The 16,678-nt window shown below is 47.8% G+C and carries 5 protein-coding genes, 9 tRNA genes and 6 rRNA genes; 19 read left to right on the top strand and 1 reads right to left on the bottom strand.

Features of this window, described 5'->3' with window-relative positions; all coding sequences use genetic code 11:
• Positions 1-272 precede the first annotated feature (272 nt).
• The 15 genes from ABC361_RS00355 to rrf (ABC361_RS00425) all read left to right on the top strand — a co-directional run bounded on the left by ABC361_RS00355 (position 273) and on the right by rrf (ABC361_RS00425) (position 11,187).
• Positions 273-1,820, top strand: a 16S ribosomal RNA gene (locus ABC361_RS00355).
• Positions 1,821-2,101: 281 nt separating this feature from the next.
• A 23S ribosomal RNA gene (locus ABC361_RS00360) occupies positions 2,102-5,037 on the top strand.
• Positions 5,038-5,104: 67 nt separating this feature from the next.
• Positions 5,105-5,220 (top strand): 5S ribosomal RNA (gene rrf / locus ABC361_RS00365).
• Positions 5,221-5,261: 41 nt separating this feature from the next.
• A tRNA-Val gene (locus tag ABC361_RS00370) sits at positions 5,262-5,337 on the top strand.
• Positions 5,338-5,340: 3 nt separating this feature from the next.
• Positions 5,341-5,416 (top strand) — tRNA-Thr (locus tag ABC361_RS00375).
• A gap of 15 nt (positions 5,417-5,431) precedes the next feature.
• A tRNA-Lys gene (locus tag ABC361_RS00380) sits at positions 5,432-5,507 on the top strand.
• Between the two features lie 7 nt (positions 5,508-5,514).
• Positions 5,515-5,597: transfer RNA gene (locus ABC361_RS00385), tRNA-Leu, on the top strand.
• 20 nt (positions 5,598-5,617) lie between these two features.
• Positions 5,618-5,689: transfer RNA gene (locus ABC361_RS00390), tRNA-Gly, on the top strand.
• Between the two features lie 16 nt (positions 5,690-5,705).
• A tRNA-Leu gene (locus ABC361_RS00395) sits at positions 5,706-5,794 on the top strand.
• Between the two features lie 15 nt (positions 5,795-5,809).
• Positions 5,810-5,886: transfer RNA gene (locus ABC361_RS00400), tRNA-Arg, on the top strand.
• Between the two features lie 3 nt (positions 5,887-5,889).
• Positions 5,890-5,966 (top strand) — tRNA-Pro (locus ABC361_RS00405).
• Positions 5,967-5,972: 6 nt separating this feature from the next.
• A tRNA-Ala gene (locus tag ABC361_RS00410) sits at positions 5,973-6,048 on the top strand.
• Positions 6,049-6,239: 191 nt separating this feature from the next.
• A 16S ribosomal RNA gene (locus tag ABC361_RS00415) occupies positions 6,240-7,787 on the top strand.
• A 281-nt stretch (positions 7,788-8,068) separates the two neighbouring features.
• A 23S ribosomal RNA gene (locus tag ABC361_RS00420) occupies positions 8,069-11,004 on the top strand.
• Positions 11,005-11,071: 67 nt separating this feature from the next.
• Positions 11,072-11,187, top strand: a 5S ribosomal RNA gene (gene rrf / locus ABC361_RS00425).
• The 16S, 23S and 5S rRNA genes sit together here with 9 tRNA genes alongside, the layout of an rRNA operon.
• 212 nt (positions 11,188-11,399) lie before the next feature.
• Here rrf (ABC361_RS00425) and ABC361_RS00430 read toward each other — a convergent pair.
• Positions 11,400-11,867: an SRPBCC family protein gene (locus tag ABC361_RS00430; protein ID WP_413072188.1), complete on the bottom strand. Its 468-nt coding sequence runs from the start codon at positions 11,865-11,867 to the stop codon at positions 11,400-11,402.
• Between the two features lie 203 nt (positions 11,868-12,070).
• Between ABC361_RS00430 and ABC361_RS00435 the strand changes: the two genes are divergently transcribed.
• From ABC361_RS00435 to clpC, 4 genes are read left to right on the top strand one after another with little or no spacing between them, the layout of a single operon-like run.
• Positions 12,071-12,541 (top strand): CtsR family transcriptional regulator, encoded by a 471-nt coding sequence (locus ABC361_RS00435; protein ID WP_413072189.1) that lies wholly within the window; start codon positions 12,071-12,073, stop codon positions 12,539-12,541.
• Positions 12,542-12,561: 20 nt separating this feature from the next.
• Entirely contained in the window at positions 12,562-13,104 is a 543-nt protein-coding gene (mcsA, locus tag ABC361_RS00440; protein WP_413072190.1) for a protein-arginine kinase activator protein McsA, read from the top strand.
• The gene (mcsB, locus tag ABC361_RS00445) at positions 13,101-14,174 is read left to right on the top strand and encodes a protein-arginine kinase McsB (RefSeq protein ID WP_413072191.1); all 1,074 of its coding nucleotides are present in this window, start codon (positions 13,101-13,103) and stop codon (positions 14,172-14,174) included. Before mcsA ends, mcsB begins: the two co-directional genes overlap by 4 nt.
• Positions 14,175-14,201: 27 nt before the next feature.
• Entirely contained in the window at positions 14,202-16,655 is a 2,454-nt protein-coding gene (gene clpC / locus ABC361_RS00450; RefSeq protein ID WP_413072192.1) for an ATP-dependent protease ATP-binding subunit ClpC, read from the top strand.
• Positions 16,656-16,678: the final 23 nt, after the last annotated feature.

Here is a 16,678-nt window from a genome sequence, read left to right on the forward strand (position 1 = left end):
TGAATTTCTAAAAAAAGTTTCAAAAAAGACTTGCGGTTTTTTTCTGAGGGTGGTATATTATTTCTTGTCGCCGCGACAGACGCGAACGACACAAAAAAAGATAAAAAACATGATTGACAAGGGTTTTGGCTTCTGTTAAGATATAAAAGTTGCTAAAACAAAACGAGTTCTTTGAAAACTGAACAAAAGCCAAGCGTAAAAGAGATACAAGGTATCTCGTCAATGAAGTTAGACACAGCTTTAAATTGTGCAAATGAGCAAGTCAAACACTTTTAACGGAGAGTTTGATCCTGGCTCAGGACGAACGCTGGCGGCGTGCCTAATACATGCAAGTCGAGCGGACAGAAGGGAGCTTGCTCCCGGAAGTTAGCGGCGGACGGGTGAGTAACACGTAGGTAACCTGCCCCTTAGACTGGGATAACTCCGGGAAACCGGAGCTAATACGGGATAATAAAGAGAATCGCCTGATTTTCTTTTGAAAGACGGTTTCGGCTGTCACTAAGGGATGGACCTGCGGCGCATTAGCTAGTTGGTAAGGTAACGGCTTACCAAGGCGACGATGCGTAGCCGACCTGAGAGGGTGATCGGCCACACTGGGACTGAGACACGGCCCAGACTCCTACGGGAGGCAGCAGTAGGGAATCTTCCGCAATGGACGAAAGTCTGACGGAGCAACGCCGCGTGAGTGAGGAAGGCCTTCGGGTCGTAAAGCTCTGTTGTGAGGGAAGAACAAGTGCCGGCGTAACTACCGGCACCTTGACGGTACCTCACCAGAAAGCCACGGCTAACTACGTGCCAGCAGCCGCGGTAATACGTAGGTGGCAAGCGTTGTCCGGAATTATTGGGCGTAAAGCGCGCGCAGGCGGCTTCTTAAGTCTGATGTGAAATCTCGGGGCTCAACCCCGAGCGGCCATTGGAAACTGGGGAGCTTGAGTGCAGAAGAGGAGAGTGGAATTCCACGTGTAGCGGTGAAATGCGTAGATATGTGGAGGAACACCAGTGGCGAAGGCGACTCTCTGGTCTGTAACTGACGCTGAGGCGCGAAAGCGTGGGGAGCAAACAGGATTAGATACCCTGGTAGTCCACGCCGTAAACGATGAGTGCTAGGTGTTAGGGGTTTCGATGCCCGTAGTGCCGAAGTAAACACATTAAGCACTCCGCCTGGGGAGTACGGCCGCAAGGCTGAAACTCAAAGGAATTGACGGGGACCCGCACAAGCAGTGGAGCATGTGGTTTAATTCGAAGCAACGCGAAGAACCTTACCAGGTCTTGACATCCTTTGACCACTCTGGAGACAGAGCTTCCCCTTCGGGGGCAAAGTGACAGGTGGTGCATGGTTGTCGTCAGCTCGTGTCGTGAGATGTTGGGTTAAGTCCCGCAACGAGCGCAACCCTTGATCTTAGTTGCCAGCATTTAGTTGGGCACTCTAAGGTGACTGCCGGTGACAAACCGGAGGAAGGTGGGGACGACGTCAAATCATCATGCCCCTTATGACCTGGGCTACACACGTGCTACAATGGATGGTACAAAGGGCAGCGAAGCCGTGAGGTGGAGCCAATCCCATAAAGCCATTCTCAGTTCGGATTGCAGGCTGCAACTCGCCTGCATGAAGCCGGAATTGCTAGTAATCGCGGATCAGCATGCCGCGGTGAATACGTTCCCGGGTCTTGTACACACCGCCCGTCACACCACGAGAGTTTGTAACACCCGAAGTCGGTGAGGTAACCTTTTGGAGCCAGCCGCCTAAGGTGGGACAAATGATTGGGGTGAAGTCGTAACAAGGTAGCCGTATCGGAAGGTGCGGCTGGATCACCTCCTTTCTATGGAGTATTTACTCTAGTCGATATATGACCGTTGGTCATATAACGCTTCGGATCTTTTGTTCAGTTTTGAATGAACTCAAATTCATTCATCTATAGCCTAATAGGGTATGGAACCAAGCTAAATGCGTGGTACCGACCTTCATGTAGGCAGGTTCTTTGAAAACTAAATCTAAAATCAACTCAAATAAAGTTTTGTTCATCGGTTTTAAACTGTTTGAACGAGACGTCAAGAATTCATAAACCTTTTAGGTTAACCAATTACTTTTTAAAAGTAAAATGGATAAGTTAGAAAGGGCGCACGGTGAATGCCTTGGCACTAGGAGCCGATGAAGGACGCGACGAACAGCGATATGCTTCGGGGAGCTGTAAGTAAGCTTTGATCCGGAGATTTCCGAATGGGGGAACCCACCATCCGTAATGGGATGGTACTCCTACCTGAACACATAGGGTAGGTAGAGGCAGACCCGGGGAACTGAAACATCTAAGTACCCGGAGGAAGAGAAAGCAAATGCGATTTCCTGAGTAGCGGCGAGCGAAACGGAATCAGCCCAAACCAAGAGGCTTGCCTCTTGGGGTTGTAGGACACTCTATACGGAGTTACAAAGAAACGGAGTAGGTGAACTGTCTGGAAAGACAGGCCGAAGTAGGTAACAGCCCTGTAGCTGAAACTTCGTTTCCTCCAGAGTGGATCCTGAGTACGGCGGGACACGTGAAACCCCGTCGGAATCCGGGAGGACCATCTCCCAAGGCTAAATACTCCCTAGTGACCGATAGTGAACCAGTACCGTGAGGGAAAGGTGAAAAGCACCCCGGAAGGGGAGTGAAAGAGATCCTGAAACCGTGTGCCTACAACTAGTCAGAGCCCGTTAATGGGTGATGGCGTGCCTTTTGTAGAATGAACCGGCGAGTTACGATAACGTGCAAGGTTAAGCTGATGAGGCGGAGCCGCAGCGAAAGCGAGTCTGAATAGGGCGAGTGAGTACGTTGTCGTAGACCCGAAACCGGGTGATCTACCCATGTCCAGGGTGAAGGTCGGGTAACACCGACTGGAGGCCCGAACCCACGCATGTTGAAAAATGCGGGGATGAGGTGTGGGTAGGGGTGAAATGCCAATCGAACTCGGAAATAGCTGGTTCTCCCCGAAATAGCTTTAGGGCTAGCCTCGAGTGATGAGTTTTGGAGGTAGAGCACTGATTGGACGAGGGGTCCCCACAGGATTACCGAATTCAGTCAAACTCCGAATGCCAAAAACTTTAACTCGGGAGTCAGACTGCGAGTGCTAAGATCCGTAGTCAAGAGGGAAACAGCCCAGACCATCAGCTAAGGTCCCCAAGTATACGTTAAGTGGAAAAGGATGTGGAGTTGCTTAGACAACCAGGATGTTGGCTTAGAAGCAGCCATCATTGAAAGAGTGCGTAATAGCTCACTGGTCGAGTGACTCTGCGCCGAAAATGTACCGGGGCTAAACGTATCACCGAAGCTATGGCAATCCCAGTAGGGATTGGGTAGGGGAGCGTTCCAAGGACTGTGAAGCTAGATCGTGAGGACTAGTGGAGTGCTTGGAAGTGAGAATGCCGGTATGAGTAGCGAAAAGAGGGGTGAGAATCCCCTCCGTCGAAAGCCCAAGGTTTCCTGAGGAAGGCTCGTCCGCTCAGGGTTAGTCGGGACCTAAGCCGAGGCTGAAAAGCGTAGGCGATGGACAACAGGTTGATATTCCTGTACCACCTCGTATTTGTTTGAACGATGGGGGGACGCAGAAAGGTAGGGTGAGCGCGCCGCTGGCTGTGCGCGTCGAAGCATGCAAGGCTGGAACATAGGCAAATCCGTGTTCCGTGAAGGCTGAGCTGTGACCGTGAAGGACCCAAGGGTCCGAAATCCCTGATCCTCCGCTGCCGAGAAAAGCCTCTAGTTAGAATACAGGTGCCCGTACCGCAAACCGACACAGGTAGGCGAGAAGAGAATTCTAAGACGCTCGGGAGAACTCTCGTTAAGGAACTCGGCAAAATGACCCCGTAACTTCGGGAGAAGGGGTGCTCTATTAAGGTGAATAGCCTGAGAGAGCCGCAGTGAATAGATCCAAGCGACTGTTTAGCAAAAACACAGGTCTCTGCCAAGCCGCAAGGCGAAGTATAGGGGCTGACACCTGCCCGGTGCTGGAAGGTTAAGAGGAGGGGTTATCCCGTAAGGGAGAAGCTCTGAATTGAAGCCCCAGTAAACGGCGGCCGTAACTATAACGGTCCTAAGGTAGCGAAATTCCTTGTCGGGTAAGTTCCGACCCGCACGAATGGTGCAACGACTTGGATACTGTCTCAACGAGAGACCCGGTGAAATTATAGTACCTGTGAAGATGCAGGTTACCCGCGACAGGACGGAAAGACCCCATGGAGCTTTACTGTAGCTTGATAGTGAGTGTTGGTACCATTTGTACAGGATAGGTAGGAGCCTAGGAAACCGGAGCGCTAGCTTCGGTGGAGGCGTCGGTGGGATACTACCCTGATGGTGCTGACATTCTAACCTCGACCCGTGATCCGGGTCAGGGACATTGTCAGGTGGGCAGTTTGACTGGGGCGGTCGCCTCCTAAACAGTAACGGAGGCGCCCAAAGGTTCCCTCAGAATGGTTGGAAATCATTCGTAGAGTGCAAAGGCATAAGGGAGCTTGACTGCGAGACCTACAAGTCGAGCAGGGACGAAAGTCGGGCTTAGTGATCCGGCGGTGCCGTATGGAAGGGCCGTCGCTCAACGGATAAAAGCTACCCTGGGGATAACAGGCTTATCTCCCCCAAGAGTCCACATCGACGGGGAGGTTTGGCACCTCGATGTCGGCTCGTCGCATCCTGGGGCTGAAGTAGGTCCCAAGGGTTGGGCTGTTCGCCCATTAAAGCGGCACGCGAGCTGGGTTCAGAACGTCGTGAGACAGTTCGGTCCCTATCCGTCGCGGGCGTAGGAAATTTGAGAGGAGCTGTCCTTAGTACGAGAGGACCGGGATGGACATACCGCTGGTGTACCAGTTGTTCCGCCAGGAGCATCGCTGGGTAGCTACGTATGGACGGGATAAGTGCTGAAAGCATCTAAGCATGAAGCCCCCCTCAAGATGAGATTTCCCATGGCGTAAGCCAGTAAGACCCCTTAGAGATGATGAGGTTGATAGGTCAGAAGTGGAAGTGTGGCGACACATGGAGCGGACTGATACTAATCGGTCGAGGGCTTATCCTAATTTTTTTCTTGACTTGAGTTTGATTTCTAGATTTAGTTTTGAAAGAATCAACGATTCTTTTCATAGTCTGGTGGCAATAGCAAAGAGGTCACACCCGTTCCCATGCCGAACACGGTCGTTAAGCTCTTTTGCGCCGATGGTAGTTGGGGGCTTCCCCCTGTGAGAGTAGGACGTTGCCAGGCTTACATATTTTCTTTGTTATTTGAAAACAAGATAATACGTTGGAGGATTAGCTCAGCTGGGAGAGCACCTGCCTTACAAGCAGGGGGTCGGCGGTTCGATCCCGTCATCCTCCACCATGTGCCGGTCTAGCTCAATTGGTAGAGCAACTGACTTGTAATCAGTAGGTTGGGGGTTCAAGTCCTCTGGCCGGCACCATGTTTCTTGAAGTCAGAGCCATTAGCTCAGTTGGTAGAGCATCTGACTTTTAATCAGAGGGTCGAAGGTTCGAATCCTTCATGGCTCACCATATATTTGCGGGTGTGGCGGAATTGGCAGACGCGCTAGACTTAGGATCTAGTGTCTTTATGACGTGGGGGTTCAAGTCCCTTCACCCGCACTCACAATTACTAATTGTGTGCGGAAGTAGTTCAGTGGTAGAACACCACCTTGCCAAGGTGGGGGTCGCGAGTTCGAATCTCGTCTTCCGCTTTTGCCAATTAATTTTGCCGGGGTGGTGGAATTGGCAGACACACAGGACTTAAAATCCTGCGGTTGGTGACAACCGTGCCGGTTCAAGTCCGGCCCTCGGCACCATTTTAAATTTAATATGCGCCCGTAGCTCAATTGGATAGAGTACTTGACTACGAATCAAGCGGTTAGAGGTTCGAGTCCTCTCGGGCGCGCCATTACGGGAAGTAGCTCAGCTTGGTAGAGCACTTGGTTTGGGACCAAGGGGTCGCAGGTTCAAATCCTGTCTTCCCGACCATGTAATGGGGCCTTAGCTCAGCTGGGAGAGCGCCTGCTTTGCACGCAGGAGGTCAGCGGTTCGATCCCGCTAGGCTCCACCAAAAAACTTTTAAAAAACTATTTGACATTCAAGATAATGTCATGTAGAGTACTAAGAGTCGCCAAGAGAGATTGAGGCGCAAACGAGTTCTTTGAAAACTGAACAAAAGCCAAGCGTAAAAGAGATACAAGGTATCTCGTCAATGAAGTTAGACACAGCTTTAAATTGTGCAAATGAGCAAGTCAAACACTTTTAACGGAGAGTTTGATCCTGGCTCAGGACGAACGCTGGCGGCGTGCCTAATACATGCAAGTCGAGCGGACAGAAGGGAGCTTGCTCCCGGAAGTTAGCGGCGGACGGGTGAGTAACACGTAGGTAACCTGCCCCTTAGACTGGGATAACTCCGGGAAACCGGAGCTAATACGGGATAATAAAGAGAATCGCCTGATTTTCTTTTGAAAGACGGTTTCGGCTGTCACTAAGGGATGGACCTGCGGCGCATTAGCTAGTTGGTAAGGTAACGGCTTACCAAGGCGACGATGCGTAGCCGACCTGAGAGGGTGATCGGCCACACTGGGACTGAGACACGGCCCAGACTCCTACGGGAGGCAGCAGTAGGGAATCTTCCGCAATGGACGAAAGTCTGACGGAGCAACGCCGCGTGAGTGAGGAAGGCCTTCGGGTCGTAAAGCTCTGTTGTGAGGGAAGAACAAGTGCCGGCGTAACTACCGGCACCTTGACGGTACCTCACCAGAAAGCCACGGCTAACTACGTGCCAGCAGCCGCGGTAATACGTAGGTGGCAAGCGTTGTCCGGAATTATTGGGCGTAAAGCGCGCGCAGGCGGCTTCTTAAGTCTGATGTGAAATCTCGGGGCTCAACCCCGAGCGGCCATTGGAAACTGGGGAGCTTGAGTGCAGAAGAGGAGAGTGGAATTCCACGTGTAGCGGTGAAATGCGTAGATATGTGGAGGAACACCAGTGGCGAAGGCGACTCTCTGGTCTGTAACTGACGCTGAGGCGCGAAAGCGTGGGGAGCAAACAGGATTAGATACCCTGGTAGTCCACGCCGTAAACGATGAGTGCTAGGTGTTAGGGGTTTCGATGCCCGTAGTGCCGAAGTAAACACATTAAGCACTCCGCCTGGGGAGTACGGCCGCAAGGCTGAAACTCAAAGGAATTGACGGGGACCCGCACAAGCAGTGGAGCATGTGGTTTAATTCGAAGCAACGCGAAGAACCTTACCAGGTCTTGACATCCTTTGACCACTCTGGAGACAGAGCTTCCCCTTCGGGGGCAAAGTGACAGGTGGTGCATGGTTGTCGTCAGCTCGTGTCGTGAGATGTTGGGTTAAGTCCCGCAACGAGCGCAACCCTTGATCTTAGTTGCCAGCATTTAGTTGGGCACTCTAAGGTGACTGCCGGTGACAAACCGGAGGAAGGTGGGGACGACGTCAAATCATCATGCCCCTTATGACCTGGGCTACACACGTGCTACAATGGATGGTACAAAGGGCAGCGAAGCCGTGAGGTGGAGCCAATCCCATAAAGCCATTCTCAGTTCGGATTGCAGGCTGCAACTCGCCTGCATGAAGCCGGAATTGCTAGTAATCGCGGATCAGCATGCCGCGGTGAATACGTTCCCGGGTCTTGTACACACCGCCCGTCACACCACGAGAGTTTGTAACACCCGAAGTCGGTGAGGTAACCTTTTGGAGCCAGCCGCCTAAGGTGGGACAAATGATTGGGGTGAAGTCGTAACAAGGTAGCCGTATCGGAAGGTGCGGCTGGATCACCTCCTTTCTATGGAGTATTTACTCTAGTCGATATATGACCGTTGGTCATATAACGCTTCGGATCTTTTGTTCAGTTTTGAATGAACTCAAATTCATTCATCTATAGCCTAATAGGGTATGGAACCAAGCTAAATGCGTGGTACCGACCTTCATGTAGGCAGGTTCTTTGAAAACTAAATCTAAAATCAACTCAAATAAAGTTTTGTTCATCGGTTTTAAACTGTTTGAACGAGACGTCAAGAATTCATAAACCTTTTAGGTTAACCAATTACTTTTTAAAAGTAAAATGGATAAGTTAGAAAGGGCGCACGGTGAATGCCTTGGCACTAGGAGCCGATGAAGGACGCGACGAACAGCGATATGCTTCGGGGAGCTGTAAGTAAGCTTTGATCCGGAGATTTCCGAATGGGGGAACCCACCATCCGTAATGGGATGGTACTCCTACCTGAACACATAGGGTAGGTAGAGGCAGACCCGGGGAACTGAAACATCTAAGTACCCGGAGGAAGAGAAAGCAAATGCGATTTCCTGAGTAGCGGCGAGCGAAACGGAATCAGCCCAAACCAAGAGGCTTGCCTCTTGGGGTTGTAGGACACTCTATACGGAGTTACAAAGAAACGGAGTAGGTGAACTGTCTGGAAAGACAGGCCGAAGTAGGTAACAGCCCTGTAGCTGAAACTTCGTTTCCTCCAGAGTGGATCCTGAGTACGGCGGGACACGTGAAACCCCGTCGGAATCCGGGAGGACCATCTCCCAAGGCTAAATACTCCCTAGTGACCGATAGTGAACCAGTACCGTGAGGGAAAGGTGAAAAGCACCCCGGAAGGGGAGTGAAAGAGATCCTGAAACCGTGTGCCTACAACTAGTCAGAGCCCGTTAATGGGTGATGGCGTGCCTTTTGTAGAATGAACCGGCGAGTTACGATAACGTGCAAGGTTAAGCTGATGAGGCGGAGCCGCAGCGAAAGCGAGTCTGAATAGGGCGAGTGAGTACGTTGTCGTAGACCCGAAACCGGGTGATCTACCCATGTCCAGGGTGAAGGTCGGGTAACACCGACTGGAGGCCCGAACCCACGCATGTTGAAAAATGCGGGGATGAGGTGTGGGTAGGGGTGAAATGCCAATCGAACTCGGAAATAGCTGGTTCTCCCCGAAATAGCTTTAGGGCTAGCCTCGAGTGATGAGTTTTGGAGGTAGAGCACTGATTGGACGAGGGGTCCCCACAGGATTACCGAATTCAGTCAAACTCCGAATGCCAAAAACTTTAACTCGGGAGTCAGACTGCGAGTGCTAAGATCCGTAGTCAAGAGGGAAACAGCCCAGACCATCAGCTAAGGTCCCCAAGTATACGTTAAGTGGAAAAGGATGTGGAGTTGCTTAGACAACCAGGATGTTGGCTTAGAAGCAGCCATCATTGAAAGAGTGCGTAATAGCTCACTGGTCGAGTGACTCTGCGCCGAAAATGTACCGGGGCTAAACGTATCACCGAAGCTATGGCAATCCCAGTAGGGATTGGGTAGGGGAGCGTTCCAAGGACTGTGAAGCTAGATCGTGAGGACTAGTGGAGTGCTTGGAAGTGAGAATGCCGGTATGAGTAGCGAAAAGAGGGGTGAGAATCCCCTCCGTCGAAAGCCCAAGGTTTCCTGAGGAAGGCTCGTCCGCTCAGGGTTAGTCGGGACCTAAGCCGAGGCTGAAAAGCGTAGGCGATGGACAACAGGTTGATATTCCTGTACCACCTCGTATTTGTTTGAACGATGGGGGGACGCAGAAAGGTAGGGTGAGCGCGCCGCTGGCTGTGCGCGTCGAAGCATGCAAGGCTGGAACATAGGCAAATCCGTGTTCCGTGAAGGCTGAGCTGTGACCGTGAAGGACCCAAGGGTCCGAAATCCCTGATCCTCCGCTGCCGAGAAAAGCCTCTAGTTAGAATACAGGTGCCCGTACCGCAAACCGACACAGGTAGGCGAGAAGAGAATTCTAAGACGCTCGGGAGAACTCTCGTTAAGGAACTCGGCAAAATGACCCCGTAACTTCGGGAGAAGGGGTGCTCTATTAAGGTGAATAGCCTGAGAGAGCCGCAGTGAATAGATCCAAGCGACTGTTTAGCAAAAACACAGGTCTCTGCCAAGCCGCAAGGCGAAGTATAGGGGCTGACACCTGCCCGGTGCTGGAAGGTTAAGAGGAGGGGTTATCCCGTAAGGGAGAAGCTCTGAATTGAAGCCCCAGTAAACGGCGGCCGTAACTATAACGGTCCTAAGGTAGCGAAATTCCTTGTCGGGTAAGTTCCGACCCGCACGAATGGTGCAACGACTTGGATACTGTCTCAACGAGAGACCCGGTGAAATTATAGTACCTGTGAAGATGCAGGTTACCCGCGACAGGACGGAAAGACCCCATGGAGCTTTACTGTAGCTTGATAGTGAGTGTTGGTACCATTTGTACAGGATAGGTAGGAGCCTAGGAAACCGGAGCGCTAGCTTCGGTGGAGGCGTCGGTGGGATACTACCCTGATGGTGCTGACATTCTAACCTCGACCCGTGATCCGGGTCAGGGACATTGTCAGGTGGGCAGTTTGACTGGGGCGGTCGCCTCCTAAACAGTAACGGAGGCGCCCAAAGGTTCCCTCAGAATGGTTGGAAATCATTCGTAGAGTGCAAAGGCATAAGGGAGCTTGACTGCGAGACCTACAAGTCGAGCAGGGACGAAAGTCGGGCTTAGTGATCCGGCGGTGCCGTATGGAAGGGCCGTCGCTCAACGGATAAAAGCTACCCTGGGGATAACAGGCTTATCTCCCCCAAGAGTCCACATCGACGGGGAGGTTTGGCACCTCGATGTCGGCTCGTCGCATCCTGGGGCTGAAGTAGGTCCCAAGGGTTGGGCTGTTCGCCCATTAAAGCGGCACGCGAGCTGGGTTCAGAACGTCGTGAGACAGTTCGGTCCCTATCCGTCGCGGGCGTAGGAAATTTGAGAGGAGCTGTCCTTAGTACGAGAGGACCGGGATGGACATACCGCTGGTGTACCAGTTGTTCCGCCAGGAGCATCGCTGGGTAGCTACGTATGGACGGGATAAGTGCTGAAAGCATCTAAGCATGAAGCCCCCCTCAAGATGAGATTTCCCATGGCGTAAGCCAGTAAGACCCCTTAGAGATGATGAGGTTGATAGGTCAGAAGTGGAAGTGTGGCGACACATGGAGCGGACTGATACTAATCGGTCGAGGGCTTATCCTAATTTTTTTCTTGACTTGAGTTTGATTTCTAGATTTAGTTTTGAAAGAATCAACGATTCTTTTCATAGTCTGGTGGCAATAGCAAAGAGGTCACACCCGTTCCCATGCCGAACACGGTCGTTAAGCTCTTTTGCGCCGATGGTAGTTGGGGGCTTCCCCCTGTGAGAGTAGGACGTTGCCAGGCAAGCAGAAAGACACCTGAATAGGTGTCTTTTTTTGTGTATAAAGAGACGCAAAAGAGCTGCGCTTTGAAGAAGCAAATTTAAAAAGAAAGCATGCAGAGTGAAAAAACACGAACCGAGATCCATAAAGTCAGTAGGAATACACAATCATAAAAAGAGCGTGTGAAACATCCCCGTAGAAAATCATAGCGGAACCAAAGGCTGTTGCCACATGTTAATCTATTTTTTCGTTGAACTCTTTTTCTAACGTCTTATACCTATAGTCAAAAATCTCTTCTAATCGTTTCTTTACCATTAAACGATGAGCCATTCCCCCAAGAAATGAAAAGGGTAGGCTATAGTGAATAATGTCAATCATATTGACACCGTCTTCTGTTTCTGAAAAATGATGCTGGTGGTGCCAGAGTTTAAAAGGGCCAAAACGCTGCTCATCAATAAAGTAGGATTGATTTTCAACTTGGGTAATCTCTGTAACCCAAGTTAGTGGAATTGATAAAAGAGGCCTCACTTTATAAGTAATCAATTGGCCAGTATAAATAGTTTTTCCGGGATCGTTTGTAATTGTGAAGTTCATATACTTAGGTGTAATGGCTTGAAGATTTTTAGCGCTCGAAAAAAATTCCCAGGCTTGGTCGAGCGTTATGTTCAAATGCTGTTCGCGTTTCAACATGTGTATTCGCATAAATATTCACCTTCCTAACAAACAGAATTACCCTTTTCAAAAAAATTAAAACAATCTACTGGAGATAGGTCTAGAAGCAGAGACTTTGGCGATAATAGAGAAGAGTTAGTTGTTGAAGTTTTTTAGTAAACAGCTTATAATAAAGTTATTAATAGTCAAATATAGTCAAAGTCAATGTTGTCCTTTACTAGGAGGGTTGATTTATGAGCAATATAACGGACTTAATTGAACAATATTTAAAAATGACATTGACTCGTAGTGGCAAAGAGCTACTGGAAATAAAGCGAAGCGAGCTTGCAAAACAATTTCAATGTGTACCTTCACAGATCAATTATGTGATTAGTACACGTTTTACTTTAGAAAAAGGCTATGTAGTCGAAAGCAAGCGCGGTGGTGGCGGCTATATACGAATTACGAAAGTAGAGTCCCACGAAGATGCCGCTTTATTTGATCATATGCAACAGTTAATTGGCTTAAAAATTGATCAACAAACAGCTCAAAATATTGTGTTTCGTCTTTTTGAAGAAGAAGCCATAACAAAACGTGAAGCGAAGCTAATGTCTAGTATTTTAGAAAGAGAGCTTTATAAGTCGACCATTGAACATCGAGATGAAATCCGTGCAAATCTTTTAAAAGCGATGATTGAAACGCTTAAGTATACAGAAAATCGGTAATAGATAAAGGGGTGATGATCATGGTATGCCAAGAGTGTAATGTGCGACAAGCGACATTACATTTCACAAAAATTGTTAATGGAAAAAAAACAGAGATGCATGTATGTGAACACTGCGCAAGAGAAAAAGGCGAGGCTATACCGGGAAGTGACAGTTTCTCTATCCACCACCTTTTTTCTGGCTTATTTAATACAGAGGATAGTAGCTCCTCGCAGAGAGATACAAAAGAAAAAGTTGCGATAAAATGTCCTAATTGTGGACTGAGCTATGAAAAATTTCTTCATATTGGACGTTTTGGTTGTGCGACTTGTTATGATACATTTTCAAACAAACTCTCTTCAGTCTTTCGAAGAGTGCACGGTGGAAATAATAAACACAGCGGAAAAATTCCAAAACGAATTGGTGAGTCAATTCAAATTGAGCAAAGAATTGAAGAAATGCGAGCAACCTTAAATGAACACATTCAAAGAGAAGAATTTGAAAAGGCCGCAGAGCTTCGAGATGAAATTAGGGCATTAACGAAGCAAAAAGATCGACCTAAAGAAGGAGGGGAAGACGAGTGAGTTTAAATCAGTTCTTAGAGCATGCGATTAGTCCTTGGATGAAAAAAGACGGGGTCGAATCGGATATTGTTTTAAGTAGCCGAATAAGATTAGCAAGAAACATGAACGCATTCTCCTTCCCCTTATTATCATCAAAAGAAGAGGCCTATACAGTTACTCAGTACGTGAAAGAAGCATTAGCATCGACACAAAGTAATGCACTTGGAAATGCAGAAATGTTGACAATGGATGAAATGAAAACAAACGATAAACGAATGCTTGTAGAGAAACATCTCATTAGTCCACATTTAGCAGAGCAGTCTAAGCATGGCGCGGTTTTATTAAGTAAAGACGAGTCTGTGAGTATTATGGTGAACGAAGAAGATCATCTGCGTATACAAGTACTAACATCGGGATTTGATCTTGAACATGGGTTTCAAGCTGCAAGTTCTTTAGATGATTGGATGGAGTCTCACCTTACTTATGCATACGATAAACAGTATGGGTATTTAACTAGTTGTCCGACAAATGTTGGTACAGGGATGCGTGCATCGGTCATGATGCATTTACCTGCTCTCGCCATTACCCAGCAATTACAACGTATTTTGCCAGCAATTAATCAATTGGGTCTCGTTGTTAGAGGGATTTACGGAGAAGGTAGCGAAGCTTTAGGAAATTTATTTCAAATCTCAAATCAAATGACGTTAGGTAAATCTGAACAAGATATTATTGATGAACTTCAAGGCGTGGTGAAGCAACTGATTCAACAAGAGCGGTCAGCCCGTGGTTCATTACTCGATCATTCTTATTTAAAACTTATGGATCGTGTGCACAGATCGCTTGGAATCCTTTCCCATAGTTATGTTATTGATTCAAAAGAAGCAACAAGACGTTTATCTGACGTCAGATTGGGAATTGATTTAGGATTAATTGAAGGGATTTCAGCTAGTATCTTAAATGAACTAATGATTGTGACCCAGCCTGGATTTTTACAAAGATATGCTGAAACAGTCTTATCGCCCGATCAACGAGACGAGAGGCGAGCGACATTAATTAGAGAACGATTAAAATTAGAAGAAAATAACGAGTAATACAATTCCTCTGGAGGTGTCATTTTTATGATGTTTGGAAGATTTTCTGAGCGTGCACAAAAGGTATTAGCTCTTTCACAAGAAGAAGCAATTCGCTTGAGCCATCATAACATTGGAACGGAGCATATCTTGTTAGGTTTGATTCGTGAAGGTGAAGGAATTGCGGCCAAAGCTCTTCAGCAGCTTGGTTTAGGATCAGATAAACTTCAAAAAGAAGTAGAAGGATTAGTAGGGAAGGGCCAAGAAGTACAAAAAAGTATTCAGAGTACCCCTCACTACACACCTCGAGCAAAAAAAGTTATTGAACTGTCAATGGATGAAGCAAGAAAGTTAGGTCATTCCTACGTAGGAACAGAACATATTTTACTAGGTTTGATTCGTGAAGGAGAAGGCGTTGCGGCCCGTGTGCTAAATAACTTAGGTGTGAGTTTGAATAAAGCGAGACAACAAGTATTACAACTGCTTGGAAGCAATGAAGGTGGCAGCTCTGCGCAAGCTGGTGGTTCAACAGCGAATGCAAACACTCCTACACTTGATAGTTTAGCAAGAGATTTAACGGCGATTGCTCGAGAAGAAACTCTCGATCCTGTTATAGGACGTAGTAAAGAGATTGAGCGCGTCATTCAAGTGTTAAGCAGACGTACAAAGAACAACCCTGTACTTATTGGTGAACCAGGTGTTGGTAAAACAGCCATAGCAGAAGGATTGGCTCAAAGTATCATTGCGAATGAAGTACCTGAGACGCTTCGTAATAAGCGTGTGATGACATTAGACATGGGTACGGTAGTAGCCGGTACGAAATACCGTGGTGAATTTGAAGATCGTTTGAAAAAAGTGATGGATGAAATTCGTCAAGCTGGAAATGTCATTCTGTTCATTGATGAGCTACACACATTAATTGGTGCAGGTGGTGCTGAAGGCGCCATTGATGCATCTAATATCTTGAAACCTTCTTTAGCTCGTGGTGAACTGCAATGTATTGGGGCAACAACTCTTGATGAGTATCGTAAGTATATCGAAAAAGATGCGGCTCTAGAGCGTCGTTTCCAACCAATTCAAGTTGATGAGCCAACGCTTGATGAATCCGTTCAAATCCTTTACGGGCTACGTGATCGCTATGAAGCGCACCACCGTGTAACGATTACAGACGGTGCAGTAGAAGAAGCGGTGAAACTTTCAGATCGCTATATCTCAGATCGCTTCTTACCAGATAAAGCGATTGATTTAATTGATGAGGCGGCTTCAAAAGTACGCTTACGTTCTTATACAGCGCCACCAAACTTAAAAGAACTTGAAGCGAAGTTAGAAGAAACACGGAAAGAAAAAGATGCATCTGTACAAAGTCAAGAGTTCGAAAAAGCTGCATCTTTACGTGATTCTGAACAGCGTTTACGTGAAGAGTTAGAAGAAATGAAAAATGAGTGGAAGAAAAAGCAAGGTCAAGAAAATACAGAAGTGGTTGTAGAAGACATTGCCCAAGTTGTGGCGAGCTGGACTGGAATTCCTGTTTCAAAGCTAGCGGAAGAAGAAACCGAGCGTCTCTTAAAAATGGAAAGCATCTTGCACGACCGCATTGTTGGTCAAGAAGAAGCAGTTAAATCCATCTCGAAAGCCGTTCGTCGTGCAAGAGCGGGGCTTAAAGATCCGAAGCGTCCAATTGGTTCATTTATTTTCCTTGGCCCAACAGGTGTCGGTAAAACAGAACTTGCTCGTGCGGTTGCAGAGACGTTGTTTGGCGATGAGGACTCTGTTATTCGAATTGATATGTCTGAGTATATGGAGAAGCATGCGACGAGTCGTCTTGTCGGTTCACCTCCAGGCTATGTAGGACATGAGGAAGGCGGCCAATTAACGGAAAAAATTCGCCGTAAACCGTACTCTGTTATTTTATTAGATGAAATTGAGAAAGCTCACCCAGACGTATTTAACATTTTATTGCAAGTGTTAGAGGACGGCCGATTGACGGATTCAAAAGGTCGTACAGTTGATTTCCGCAACACAGCAGTTATTATGACATCAAACGTTGGGGCGTCTCAATTAAAGCGCAATAAGTATCTTGGCTTCTCTACAGAGACAGAAGGTCAAGAATACAAAGATATGAAAGATCGTGTGATGTCTGAACTGAAGAATAGCTTTAGACCAGAATTTCTAAACCGTATTGATGAGATTGTTGTCTTCCATGCCCTTGAGAAAAAGCATGTTCGAGAAATCATTACCATGATGGCTGATCAGCTGAAGAGTCGATTATCTGAACAAGGGATTGACTTTGAACTGACGGAAGAAGCGAAAGACAAGATTACGGAAGCAGGTTACGATCCAGAGTATGGTGCACGTCCGTTACGTCGTGCATTACAAAAAGAAGTTGAAGATCGTTTGTCTGAAGAACTGTTAAAAGGAACGATTGTCAAAGGACAAAAAGCAGTTATTTTTGTTAAAGACGGTCAACTAACGGTTGAGGCAAAAGAAGAAACAAGTGTATAAGTACGGATAACCGGAGGAGAAGA

This window comes from Shouchella phoenicis (assembly GCF_047238345.1).
Classification (GTDB): Bacteria; Bacillota; Bacilli; order Bacillales; family Bacillaceae_D; genus Shouchella.

What these genes read in the sequence shown, in the direction of transcription:
- ABC361_RS00435 (WP_413072189.1), top strand. Translation starts at nt 12,071, where the DNA reads ATGAGCAATATAACGGACTTAATTGAACAATATTTAAAAATGACATTG.
- mcsA (WP_413072190.1), top strand. Translation starts at nt 12,562, where the DNA reads ATGGTATGCCAAGAGTGTAATGTGCGACAAGCGACATTACATTTCACA.
- clpC (WP_413072192.1), top strand. Translation starts at nt 14,202, where the DNA reads ATGATGTTTGGAAGATTTTCTGAGCGTGCACAAAAGGTATTAGCTCTT.
- ABC361_RS00430 (WP_413072188.1), bottom strand. Translation starts at nt 11,867, where the DNA reads ATGCGAATACACATGTTGAAACGCGAACAGCATTTGAACATAACGCTC.